Source organism: Micromonospora foliorum (genome assembly GCF_022229015.1).
Lineage (GTDB): Bacteria > Actinomycetota > Actinomycetes > Mycobacteriales > Micromonosporaceae > Micromonospora > Micromonospora foliorum.
The window spans coordinates 1-12,610 of sequence record NZ_JAKKFF010000575.1 but is presented as its reverse complement, the minus strand read 5'-3'; the positions used below and the strand labels follow the sequence as shown (position 1 = coordinate 12,610).

General features: G+C 68.7%; 9 protein-coding genes. 1 reads left to right on the top strand and 8 read right to left on the bottom strand.

Annotated elements, in window-relative coordinates:
* Window positions 1–17: 17 nt before the first annotated feature.
* The 6 genes from PSH25_RS32315 to PSH25_RS32290 form a co-directional block, all read right to left on the bottom strand.
* On the bottom strand, window positions 18–902 hold the full coding sequence (locus PSH25_RS32315; RefSeq protein ID WP_238662669.1) for a carbohydrate ABC transporter permease: 885 nt from the start codon (window positions 900–902) through the stop codon (window positions 18–20).
* Complete coding sequence (locus PSH25_RS32310) at window positions 902–1,843, bottom strand: carbohydrate ABC transporter permease (protein ID WP_238662668.1); 942 nt, start codon at window positions 1,841–1,843, stop codon at window positions 902–904. Before PSH25_RS32310 ends, PSH25_RS32315 begins: the two co-directional genes overlap by 1 nt.
* 78 nt (window positions 1,844–1,921) lie before the next feature.
* On the bottom strand, window positions 1,922–3,262 hold the full coding sequence (locus PSH25_RS32305; protein WP_238662667.1) for an ABC transporter substrate-binding protein: 1,341 nt from the start codon (window positions 3,260–3,262) through the stop codon (window positions 1,922–1,924).
* Between the two features lie 103 nt (window positions 3,263–3,365).
* On the bottom strand, window positions 3,366–5,543 hold the full coding sequence (locus PSH25_RS32300; RefSeq protein WP_238662666.1) for an alpha/beta hydrolase: 2,178 nt from the start codon (window positions 5,541–5,543) through the stop codon (window positions 3,366–3,368).
* A 172-nt stretch (window positions 5,544–5,715) separates the two neighbouring features.
* Window positions 5,716–6,711, bottom strand: coding sequence for a LacI family DNA-binding transcriptional regulator (locus PSH25_RS32295; RefSeq protein WP_238662692.1), 996 nt, complete (start codon window positions 6,709–6,711; stop codon window positions 5,716–5,718).
* Window positions 6,712–7,015: 304 nt separating this feature from the next.
* On the bottom strand, window positions 7,016–9,388 hold the full coding sequence (locus tag PSH25_RS32290; protein WP_238662665.1) for a glycoside hydrolase family 3 N-terminal domain-containing protein: 2,373 nt from the start codon (window positions 9,386–9,388) through the stop codon (window positions 7,016–7,018).
* Between the two features lie 382 nt (window positions 9,389–9,770).
* On the opposite strand from PSH25_RS32290, the gene arfA reads away from it, so the two are divergent.
* Window positions 9,771–11,294 carry an arabinosylfuranosidase ArfA gene (arfA, locus tag PSH25_RS32285; protein ID WP_238662664.1) on the top strand — a complete coding sequence of 508 codons (1,524 nt, stop codon included), beginning with the start codon at window positions 9,771–9,773 and terminating at the stop codon, window positions 11,292–11,294.
* Between the two features lie 105 nt (window positions 11,295–11,399).
* On the opposite strand, the gene PSH25_RS32280 is transcribed toward arfA, so the two are convergent.
* Both PSH25_RS32280 and PSH25_RS32275 read right to left on the bottom strand, forming a co-directional pair.
* On the bottom strand, window positions 11,400–11,888 hold the full coding sequence (locus PSH25_RS32280) for an Ig-like domain-containing protein (RefSeq protein WP_238662663.1): 489 nt from the start codon (window positions 11,886–11,888) through the stop codon (window positions 11,400–11,402).
* Window positions 11,885–12,610 (bottom strand): alpha/beta hydrolase (locus PSH25_RS32275; RefSeq protein ID WP_502361371.1); only part of this gene is annotated, 726 nt, incomplete at its 5' end. The genes PSH25_RS32280 and PSH25_RS32275, both read right to left, overlap by 4 nt.

Below are 12,610 nucleotides of genomic sequence, written 5' to 3'. Positions count from 1 at the left end.
GTGGCATTCGGCCCTACCTACCGGAGACCTCCGACGGAGAGGCCGCCGCGCCAGTGACGTTGCAGGCTGAAGAACGCGATGATCAGCGGGAGCACGGACACCAGGGAGCCCAGGATGATGAGGCTCCACAGTGAGGTGGTTCCCGCGTTGTTGGCGGACGCGATCCCCTGCCAGAGGCCGAGGCCGACGGTGACCGGGAAGAGCCGGTTGTCGGAGAGCATGGCCAGCGGCAGGAAGTAGTTGTTCCAGGACGCCACGGCCGACAGGAGCAGCACGGTGACCACCGCGGGGCGCATCAGCGGAAGGGCGATCTGGAAGAACGTCCGCAGCTCCCCCGCGCCGTCGACCCGCGCCGCGTCCAGGAGCTCGTCGGGCACCGCGTCGCGCGCGTACACGTGCATCAGGTAGACGCCGAACGGGTTGAGCAGCGACGGCAGGATCACCGCCCAGACCGTGTTCGTCAGGCCGAGCCGGGAGAACATGATGAACGTCGGGATGACCAGAGCGGTGGCGGGCACCATCAGCGCGCCGAGCACGACGGCGAAGCTGAAGCGTCGGGCCGCGAACCGGTACTTGGCGAAACCGTAGCCGGCCATGACCGCCAGGACCGTGGCGCCGACGCCGCCGGCGATGGCGTACAGCGTGGAGTTGAGGATCCACCGGAGGTAGATGCCACCGTCGTAGGTGAAGAGCTGCCGGAGGTTCCCGAGGTAGTCGATCTGGTCGGTGAACCAGAGGGTGTTGCCGCCGCCGAACAGGCCCGGCGCGTCCTTGGAGCTGTTGACGATGACCCACCAGAACGGTACGAGGAAGTAGATCACCAGGAAGCCGAGGAGGATCTGTATCGGGAGATAGCGCTGCGGTCGGCGGGCGCCTGCGCGGACGCTGGTGTGGTCGGCCATCAGAGGAAGCTCCTCCGCTTGCGGGTGAAGAACAGGAAGGCGTACACGCAGATGAACACGATGCCGCCGAGGGCGAAGGAGATCGCCGACCCGTAGTTGAAGTTGGCGAGCGAGAACGCCTGTTGGTACGCGTACATGTTGGGGGTGAAGTCCGAGCCGATGGTGCCCGCGGCGAGGTAGCGCAGGATCTGCGGTTCGTTGAAGAACTGCAGGGTGCCGATGAGCGAGAAGACCAGGATCAGGATCAGGGCGGGCGCGATCAGGGGAATCTTGATCCGCGTCGCGATCTGCCACCGCCCGGCGCCGTCCATCCGGGCCGCCTCGTAGAGCGTCGGATCGACGCCCTGCAACGCCGCATACAGGATGATCATGTAGTAGCCGGCCCACTGCCAGGTGACGACGTTGAGCAGCCCGTAGAAGATCAGGTCGCTACCCAGGAAGTCGGGTGCGGTGGCGCCGAACAGCCCGAAGATGTCGGTGAGCGGGCCGAAGCCCCTGCTGTAGAGGAACCCCCACATCACCGCCCCGATGACGGTGGGGATCGCGTACGGAAGAAAGATCATGAGGCGGGAGAAGCGGGCGAACAGGGTGGTCACCGAGTCCAGGATCAGGGCCAACGCGAGCGCGATGACGATCTGCAGCGGGATCGAGACCAGCGAGAAGCGGATGACGAACCACGCCCCGGACAGGAAGCTCGGGTCGGTGAACGCCTTCACGTAGTTGTCGAAGAGAACGAAGCTGGTGCCGCCGATCAGCTTCTTCTGAAAGAGACTGAGGTACAGCGCGTACGCCAGCGGCGCGATGAGGAACGCCAGGAACACGACCCCGAACGGCCCGACGAAGAGCCACCCCATCAGGTGTTCACGGAGGTGCACCTTGCCACGGATCTTGCGCGTCTCAGGCTGAGGACGCGGTGCGCGCTTCTCGGTCAGGAGTGTCATCTTTGGTCTCCGGGACGTGGACGCTGAGGGGTGGCGGGTGGGCCGGCCGCCCAGTGCCGGCGCGGCCCACCCATCCGGTCACTGAACGGTGAAACCTTGTTCCTTGGCGTACTTCGCCACGTCCTCCTGGAGCCGGTCGGCGGCCTGCGAACCGGTGACGGAGCCCTTGATGATCTCGCTGACCTGTTTCGTCATGGCGTCGAGGTAGTACTGACCGAAGGGCGCGTACGCGACTCCCTTGTAGGCCTCGGCGGCGGGAAGGTAGACCTCCTTGTTCGCCTGCTGGCCGTTGAAGAACGCCACCTTCAGGTCGACGAACGCGGGGTCCTTGAGCGCCGTGAGGTTCAGCGGGAAGATGATCTGGTTGGTCCAGCCGTCGGTGAGCGACTCCTTGTCGGCGTAGAGCCCGTAGGCGACCTTCGCGGCCAGCTCCGGCTTCTTCGCCTGCTTGGTCACCGAGAAGGCCGACCCACCCCAGTTGACCTGCACCGGGTTGGCCGGGTCCCACTGCGGCAGCGGCGCCACCGCGAACTTGCCGGTGTCCTGTCCCTTACCGACGCCCGCGCCGGTGAGGTAGCCGGGCGCCCAGGCCGCCGAGATGTACGTCGCGTAGTTGCCGTTGATCACGCCCGAGATGTACTCCGGGGTGAACTGGTCCTGCGTACCGACCAACCCTTTCTTGGCGAGGCCACCCCAGTAGTCCAGCACGTCCTTGGAGGGCTGGTCGTTGAGCTTGACGCCGATCGCCTTCGGCTGCGCCGGGTCGTAGGTGAAGGGCGCGGCGCCCTTCTGGATCTGCAACGCCATGGTGAGCGCCGAGACGTTCGCCCCGAGGTCCCCGAAGAGCGGGCCGCCGGCGTCCTTGACCTTCTGCGCGGCCTGCTCGTACTCGGCCCAGGTCTTCGGCGGCGTGATCTTGTACTTGTCGAAGATGTCCTTCCGGTAGATCATCGCCACCGGGCCGCCGTCGACCGGGACGCCGTAGACCTTGTCGCCGACCGACACGTCCTTCCAGGCGCCCTCGCCGTAGTTGGCCTTGACCGCGTCGTAGCCGTACTGCTTGATGTCGACGAGCGCGCCCTGGATCTGGAACGTCGGGATCCGGTCCGCCTCGACCATGATCACGTCAGGTGCCCCGGTGCCCGCCGAGATGGCGGTCTGGAACTTGTCGTACTCGTCGCTGCCCTGCCCGACGTTGGTCCAGCAGACCTGCACCTCGTTGTTCTGCTTGTTGAAGTTGTCGACGACGAGCTGGGTGTTGGGGTACCAACCCCACATCGTCACGACCGGCAGGTCCTTCTTGGTGATGGTGTTCGTGCAGTTGCTCGCGTCACTGCCGCCCTCGTCGGAGGAGCAGGCGACGAGGCCGCTCCCCGCCGCGAGCATGACTACCGTGGCGAGTATTCGTCTTCTCTTCATTGAGATGGTTCCCTTCGGCGATGGCGGTGCACAGCATCCGTGCGCTGGCGGGCGCCACCGGGGCAGGAAGCCCTGCTCCCGGTGGCGTCGCCGGCGAGGGCTCCTAGCGCTTGAACAGACGCGGCGCCAGGTCGATGAGGTTCTTCTGCCACACGTCCCAGCCGTGCGGCCCGGGGGTGACCCCGTCGAACTCGTAGCGGATACCGAGGTTGTTCAACGTGGTCAGCGACGCCATGAAGCTCGGGTACACGAAGTCGGTCTGGTCGCCGACGTACAGGCGCAGCATCTTGGTGCCGTTGTTGATCGCGGCCACGTCGACGCCGGTGCCGCTGCCGAACCCGGCCGAGAACGCCGCGACGTAGGCGAACTCGCCCGGGTAGGCCCGCAGAACGCCCAACGCCTGCCCGCCGCCCATCGACAGGCCGGCGAGGGCCTGCTGCGACGGATCGCTGGAGATGTGGTAGCGGGCACGGGCCGTCGGAACGATGTTCTCCCGCAACTCCCGGTTGAAGTTCGACGAGTTGCCGTTGCCCATCACGACGACCATCGGCGTGAGATCACCGTCGAGGAACTGATGGTCGAGGATCTGCTTGGCGCGGCCCATCTCGACCCAGTCCGTGTAGTTCTGGCCGCTGCCGTGCTGCAGATAGAGGACGGGGTACGGCTGCGTCCGGCCCGGGTCGTACCCCGGTGGGGTCCACACCAGCGCGGTGCGGTCCTGGCCGGCCACCGTGCTGGTGTAGGTCATGCTCTCGACCTTGCCGCCGCGACCGGCGGGTACGTCCGACAGCAGTCGGGCCCCGGGCCCGGGGATGAAGAAGGTGCTCCACATCGGTTCGGTGGTGACCTTCGTCGGGTTCGAGGCGTCCTTGACCGCGACCCGGTCCACGATCAGCCGGTAGTAGTAGAACCAGGGCTTCAGCGGACCCACGGTCGCCCGCCACCGGTCACCGTCGCGGGTCAGTGGCAGTCGCAGCCAACTGCCGCCCGGCGCGACGTTCGCCCAGACCGTGACGTGCTGAGCGTCCTTGAAGTCCGTGGTGGTCTCGAAGGTGACGAACCCGTCCTCGGTGACGAAGGGTGTCGGGGTGGTGCCGGCCGGCGGTGGAGTGAACTCCCGCTTGAGCGGCTGGTGACCGGGGCTCGGCCCGTGGTCCCGTACGTGACCGAACAGCCGCGGCAGGAAGTCGACGAGGTTCTCCTGCCAGGTGGTCCAGTTCGCGCCGCCGTCCGGGTTGACCCCGTCGAACTCGAACCGGACGTCGGCGCGGTCCAACGCCTTCGTCAGCCGGTAGGTGGCGTTGTACGCGGGATCGGTGACGTTGCCCGTGTACAGGCGGAGCAGCTTGACGCCGCGGTTGATCGCCTTGGCGTCCCGGCGGTCGATCTCCGGAGCCGACGTGCCCGAGAACCAGCCGACGTAGCCGAACTGACCCGGCTTGGTGAGCGCCGCGCGCACCGCGTCCGTTGCGCCGTCGGACACACCCGCGATCGCCTGGTGCGCCGGATCGCGAAGGACCCGGTAGTTGTCGGTGACCGCCTTGCGGAGGTCGGTCAACTCGTTGTCGTCCGAGGCGTTGCTGATCACCGCCACCATCGGGCTCAGGGCACCGGCGGCCGAGAGGTTGTCGAGGATCTGCTTGGATCGACCGAGATCGAGCCAGTCGGTGGCGGCTACGCCGTCGCCCGACTGCAGGAAGAGCGTCGGGTAACCCTTCGGGTCCTTGGCCGCGTAACCCGGTGGCGTCCAGACCAGGGCGGAGCGCTGCGCGTTCCTGGTCCGATAGGTCAGCGTCTCGACCTTCCCGCCGGTGCCGGCCGGCGCGTCGACCAGCCACCGTGCCGAGTCACCCGCGACGAGGAAGGTGCTCAGGAGCGGGTTGGACGCGACACCGGTGCTGTTCGTCGGGTCCTTGATGGTCTTGGTGTCGTCGGCGGTGAGCTGGTAGTTGTACAGGCCGGGCTCCAACGCGCCGAGAACACCCGACCACATGTCACCCCGGCGGGTCAGGCCGAACTCCGCCCAGGTGGCGGACGGACCGAAGTTTCCCTCGACGACGACCTGCGAGACGGTGCCCAGGTTCTCCTGGACGTACGCCGCCGGGACGGCGAACGTGGCGTAACGGTCTGCGGAGACGTCCAGCCACGGCGTGTCCGCCGCTGCTGGTTGCGGCGCGACGAGGACCGCCGCGGTGGCGATGACCCCGGCGGTGAACGCCGCCGAGAGCCGTCGGCGTACGCCCAGCCGGCGTAAACGCCCGTGATACTGTTCGGTAGTCACAACTCCACTCCTTTCAAGTGCCGGCAGCGGATGCGACCCGACTGACCGGCTCAACTCAACGGTGGATCTGGCCGTGCGTGCTGAATGCACCTCCTTCAGGCTGCTGCCACGGGCACCGCTGACCTGATCGCTCTGTCGGGAGCGATCAGGCTCGTCCGCCCATGGACGGATGTCATGGTCGTGTCGCGCTCTTCGGTGGTGCGGTCGAGCCGCGCACGACGAGGCTGGTCGGAAGCACGATCTGGCTTGGCTCGTCCCACTCGCCGGTCACCAGCGACTTCAGCATCCGCGCGGCTTCGTACCCGAGCTGATACATCGACTGGTCCACGGTGGTCAGACCCGGTTGGGTCAACGCCGACTCGGGGATGTTGTCGAACCCGACGACGGACAGGTCCCCCGGCACCGAGAAACCCAGCTCCCTGGCGACCTCCAGAACCTTGAGGGCCATCCCGTCACTGGCCGCGAAGATCGCCGATGGTGGGTCCGGTCGTTGCAGCAGGACGCGCGCCAGCGGAGTTGCCGACTCGGGGTTGAAATCTCCCCGGCCGATCAGCGTCGGGTCGACCGGAACCCCGGCGGAGGTCAGCGCCGCCCGGTAGCCCTCCTCCCGGGACCAGGCCGAGGCCAGGCTGTCGCGGCCGGCGATGAACCCGATGCGCCGATGGCCCAGGCCGAGCAGGTGCTCAACCGCGGTGGTGGCGCCCGCGAGGTTGTCGGAAATCACCGAGGGCGCCGTCGAGCCCCGCACCGGGTCGATGGCCACCACCGGCGTCCGGCTCCGGACCTCACCCCAGGGCGTGACGACGATGCACCCGTCGGTGAGAGTGCCCGACAGGCGGGTCAGGTGCCGCTGCTCCCAACCCTCCGAATACGACCCGTAGAGGTCACTGTTGGCGTAGATGATCAGATCGAAGCCCGAGCGGCTCAGCGCCTTCATCACGCCCTTGAGCACCTCAGCCGTGTAGGACTGGAAGCTGTGCGCCACGAGGCCCAGAACGTTGGTGCGGCTCCGCCGAAGGCTCGTGGCCACCAGACTCGACTCGTAGCCGAGCTGCTCGATGGCGGAGCGCACCTGAGCGACCGTGCGAGCACTGACGCCGTAATGGCCGTTGACGACGCGCGAGACGGTGGCGGTGGAAACGCCGGCGGCTCGGGCGACATCACTCATGGTTACCGGCGCATTGACTTCAATCATGCCGCTCTCTCTGGACTGCAATCGTTATCGGTTACGTTTCCAGGATGTTGCCAACGTAACCGAGAACGATTACGAACACAAGGCCTCTTCATCCTTACCCGACCACCGAGAAGAACGTCCTAACTGGACGCCCGCAAGGCGGCGGTTGCCGTTGCGGAGAACGCAATAGGCAGCACCCGCCGGCGGTCGAAGTGATGCCCGATTTCCGTGCTGGCTCTACCCGTTGACAACAGAACGGCACGCTCCGTCAAGAACGATTCCCCGACCGGGTGAACGATCACAACTGCCGTACTTCGGCGGACCCGGTAAAGACCTTCGACGTCGGCCGGTCCGGGTCCGCACCGATGACAAAGGTGCCGGCGTGGGTACGGTCGGTAGCCGAGAAGCCGACGTACACCTCGATCTGCCCGGCCTCCACCGCGTAGGCCATGCTCCGGTCGTAGAACCCGAGCTGGCCGGTGGGAAGCGCGAACCGCACCGCCACCCGCTGGCCGGCGGCGGCCTCGACGCGGGCGAAGGCCTTCAGCTCCAGCACCGGTCGCGTGATCGACGCCTGCGGGTCGCGCACGTAGAGCTGCACGACCTGCTCCCCCGCCCGGTCTCCGGTGTTGGCGACCGTGACCTCGACACCGACGCTGTCCCCGGCGCGGACCTCGGCGCTTCCCACCATGGCGTCCTCGATCACGAACGAGGTGTACCCCAGGCCGTGGCCGAAGACGTAGCGCGGCGCGACCGGCGAATCCACGTAGTCGCCGTGCCAGTGCGACCGTCCACCGGACACCTTGTGGCCGTAGAAGACGGGGATCTGGCCCACGCCACGGGGATACGAGATCGGCAGCTTTCCGCTCGGGTTCACCTCACCGAGGAGCACCTCGGCGATCGCCTGCGCCCCGGTCTCCCCCGGCAACCAGGCCATCAGCACCGCGGCGCACTCCTCGTGCAGGAAGTCGCTGCCCACGGGTCGGCCGGCGACGAGCACTGCCACGACGGGTGTGCCGGTGGCGACGACGGCGCGGACCAGCTCCTCCTGCACACCCGGCAGGTCCAGACTGGACCGGTCCCGCGACTCGCCCGTGGTGGCCCCGGGGGTCAGCCCCGAGCGGTCCCCCAGGACCAGCACCGCGACGTCGGCCGCCGCGGCGACCGCGACCGCCTCGGCGAACCCCTCCGTCGACGGGTCGAGCACATCGCAGCCCGGGGCGAAGCGCAGCCGGTCGCCCAGCCGTGCCGCGAGTTCGTCACGCACGGTGCGCACCCCGTCGGTGCTCTCGTCGATCTCCAGATCGTCCGGGATCGTCATCATCTCGCCGAGCAGGCCGCGCCGCTTGCGCGCCTCGACCAGCGCCTCGATGTGGGCCGCGAACGAGTAGTCACCGAGCAGGTGTCGGGCGTCGTCGGCGTTCGGACCGATGAGCGCGACCGTTCCGGCTCCGGCGAGCAGCGGCAGCACGCCGTCGTTCTTGAGCAGGACGAGGCTGCGGCGGGCGATCTCCAGTGCCACGTCCCGGTGCCGCTCGGCGTTCGCCGACGTCGCGGCCGCGTCCTCGTCGACGTACGGGTTCTCGAAGAGCCCGAGTTCGACCTTGTGCCGAAGGACCCGTGCGACCGCCTCGTCGAGCTGGGCCTCGCTGACCTCGCCGGTGTCCAGGGCGCGGGTGAGGGCGTCCGCGTACGCGTCCGTCGCCGGCAGCTCGACGTCCACGCCCGCGCCGAGGCCCACCGTCGCGGCCTGCTGCTTGTCCTGTGCGAAGTGGTGGTACGAGTGGAGGTCGTTGACGGCGAAGTAGTCGGACACCACGCTGCCGGTGAAGCCCCACTGGCCGCGGAGGACGTCGGCGAGGAGTTCCCGGTTGGCATGGCACGGGACGCCGTCGAGCTCGTGGTAACCAGCCATCACCGACTGGAGCCCGCCCTCGCGGACCGCCGCCTCGAACGGATACAGGTAGACCTCGCGCAGCAGGCGCGGCGGCAGGTGGGCCGGCGCCCAGTTCAGCCCGCCCTCGGACGCCCCGTAACCGACGAAGTGCTTGGCGGTGGCCAGGACGCCGTCGGTCAGGTCGGCGCCCTGGAGGCCCCGGACGAACGCCACCCCCATCCGGGACACCAGGTACGGGTCCTCGCCGTAGGTCTCCTCCGTCCGGCCCCACCGTGGGTCGCGCACCACGTCGAGCACCGGCGAGAGCCCCTGGTGGCTGCCCATGGCGCGCATCTGCGCGCGAACGGCGTCGGCCAGTTGCCGGTTGAGTTCCGGCGCCCAGGTGCTCGCGACGCCGATCGCCTGCGGAAAGATGGTCGCCTCGCGGGCCATCACCCCCGAGCAGACCTCCTCGTGCACGATCGCCGGGATCCCCAGCCGGGTCTCGGTCACCAGGAAGCGCTGGATCGCGTTGGCGACCCGCGCCACCTGCGCCGCCTTCAGGCTGGTCGCGCCCGCTACGCGGGTCACGTGCCCCAGGCCGTGTCGAAGGATCGGCCGGGCCCGCTCCGCCGCGAACCGACCGCCCTCCAGCAGGGTGAACGCCCAGGTGCTGCCCAGTTGCGCGAGCTTCTCCTCGCGGGTCATCCGGCCCAACAGGTCCGACACCCGTTCGTGGACGGGCGCGGTCGCATCGGCGTAGGTCGCCTCGATCTCCGGCTCAACAGTGGTCACCCGGTCACCCCAATCACCGCGACAAGCTGGTCTTCCGGCCTCGTCGGCCACGACGCCACCGGCGCCTGGCCGCGCGCTGCGGACGAGGGCGGGGAGCGGTGGTGACGAAGCGCGCGGGAGCGAGACACCCGGCCAGCTGGGGCCGCCTGACCCGGGGGCCGTGCCAGCCACACATTGATCCAGGTGCCGTGTTCCCTTACGTAAACGTAATCGGTAACGTTTACATAGATCGAGAACGTAATCGACGGCGATCACGTTGTCCAGAGCTCGCACCGCCTCCACCACCCCTCGGTCCCGGCGCTCGGGCAGAGCTGTCCGCGTCGGACCCGCACGAAGGGAGCCAGCCCTGAACACCCACCCCGACCGCGCGCCGGAGAACGGCGTGCACACGGCCCGCCTGACCCTGGACCCCCGTCGACGCGTCGCACCGGTGCCACGCCGGCTCTTCGGCTCGTTCGTCGAGCACCTGGGTCGCTGCGTCTACACCGGAATCTTCGAGCCGGGGCACCCGACGGCCGACGCCGACGGCTTCCGGGGCGACGTCCTCGCGCTGGTGCGCGAGTTGGGTGTCACCACGGTGCGCTATCCCGGCGGCAACTTCGTCTCCTCCTACCGCTGGGAGGACGGCGTTGGCCCTGTCGACAAGCGACCGGCGCGGCTCGACCTCGCCTGGCACAGCCTGGAGACCAACGCGTTCGGGCTCGACGAGTTCATGCGCTGGGTCGGCAAGGCCGGCGTGGATCCGATCATGGCGGTCAACCTCGGCACCCGTGGCACCGCCGAGGCCGTCGACCTGCTCGAGTACGCCAATCACCGCGGTGGGAGTCACCTCGCCGACCAGCGCCGCGACAACGGCGCGGTCGACCCGTACGGGATCAAGCTGTGGTGCCTGGGCAACGAGATGGACGGCCCGTGGCAGGTGGGCCAGCGCAGCGCGACCGAGTACGGGCGGCTCGCGGCGCAGACCGCGAAGGCCATGCGCCGCTTCGACCCCGATCTCGAACTCGTCGCCTGCGGCTCCTCACACCTCGGCATGCCGACCTTCGGCAGCTGGGAGCGCGACGTGCTGACCGAGGCGTACGACGACGTCGACCTGATCTCGCTGCACGCCTACTACCAGCCGGTCGACGACGACCTGGCCAGCTTCCTCGCCTCGGCCGAGGACATGGACAGGTACATCGACGCGGTCACCGCCATCGCCGACTCGGTCGGCGCGATCCGTCGGTCGACCAAGAAGATCATGATCGCGTTCGACGAGTGGAACGTCTGGTACCAGTCCGCCGCCCCGTCCACGCCGCCGAGCGGCGAGGACTGGCCGGTCGCGCCGCCACTGCTGGAGGATCACTACAGCGTGGCCGACGCGGTCGTCGTCGGCGGCCTGCTCATCAGCCTGCTGCGGCACAGCGACCGGGTGACCGCGGCCTGCCAGGCCCAACTGGTCAACGTCATCGCACCGATCATGACCGAGGTGGGCGGCACCGCCTGGCGCCAGACCATCTTCCACCCCTTCGCCCGCACCGCCCGACACGCCCAGGGCACCGTGCTGGACGTGCTGCGCGACGGCAGCACGACGACCACCGACCGCTACGGGGAGGTCGACGCGGTCGACGCGGTCTCCACCTGGGACGACAGCACCGGGGAAATGACCGTCTTCCTCGTCAACCGCGCCCTGGACACCCCGGCCGAGGTGACCATCGACGTGGCCGGCGCCCAGGTCAGCGACATCATCGAGTGCGTCACCGTCGGCGGCACCGACCTGCACGCCAAGAACACGGCCGACGGTCCGGACCACGCCGCACCGCGCCCCAACGGCACGGCACGCGGCGCCGACGCCAGCGTCCAGCTGACTCTTCCGCCCGCGTCCTGGACCATGCTGCGCCTGCGCGCCACCGACACGACCCCGTGACCGGCTGACGGTCCCGGACGCGCCCCGGCCGCGCATACCCTGGCGTCACCAGGGGTGCGCGGCCGGGACTTCCCCACCACAGGGAGTACGGGGTCGAGCCCGTTGTTACCGGGCGTCGACCGGATCGCTCTGGGAGTCGTTGAAGAGCGTGTCGCCCTGGTAGCGGGCGACCACCGGCGCGTTCAGCTCACCGTGGACGGTCCTCCGCAGTCGGGCGACGCCGTGGTGCACCGGGGCCGACCCGAGGCGGGTGTCACCCGCGTAGAAGTCGACCCGGCCGGCGGGCGCCGACGTGCTGGTGCTGACCGCGCCAACCGTCGCGGTGGCGGTGACCTTCGTGTGGTGCGACCCGCCCGCCGGTGACGTGGCGACGTCGAGACCGGTGGTGGTGGCCCGGAACGTCAGGGTGCGCAGGTAGTGGTCCAGCAGCGGACGCCACACGTGCCAGGTGTGCACGCCCGGCACGTTGTACTCGTCCAACTCGACGCCAGCGGCCCGCAGGGCGGCGGCGTTGCGCTGCGAGTTCTCGGCGATGTTGCCCAGCCGGTCGTGGAGCCCGGTACCGATCATGATGCCGCCGGCCACCGACTTCATGCTGTCGATCTGCGCCGGGGTGGCTGTGGGGCCGCCCGCGCTCCAGGCCGCGTGGTAGCCGAACAGGTCGGTGTGGTTGTACATGATGGTGTACGCCCGGCTGCCACCTGCGGAGAAGCCGGCGAACGCGCGGTCCTACGCCCGGGTGGAGACGTGGTAGTTCTCCTCGACGAACGGGAAAATGTTGGTCCGCAGTCGTTGACGTAGCCCTCGTTGCCACCGGGGAGGCCGTTGAAGTCGGTGGACACGATCACCATGGGCTGCGCCGCACGGTCCTTGATCGCGTTCTCCAGGATGAGGTGGGCCACGCCCTGCATCGTCCAGGCGGTCGAGTGGTCGCCGCTGCCGTGGCTCAGGTAGAGGGTCGGGTACGGCGTGGCCCGATTGGGGTCGTAGCCGTGCGGCAGGTAGACGACGATGTCGTGGACTCCCACCGGGTTCGTCGACAACGGCGAGGTGTACCGGCGGGACTCCAGCCGGCCGACCGTGGCGACCGGCGCCTGGTAACCCGTGTCGTACGTCGGGAACTTCCTGCTGGCCGGGACGTAGATCGTGCTGCGTACCGCGCCGGGCGCTCCCGGGTACTGCGGCTGGATCTGCCACCCGTTGGCCGGGTCGTCGTGCAGGGCACAGCCGGTGGCGAGCTCGTTGGCGCGGCGGCGCAGTCGTGGGTGAACGCTTGACGCCCTCTCTGCCCTGGAGGGCGGAGATTCCGGTCTGCT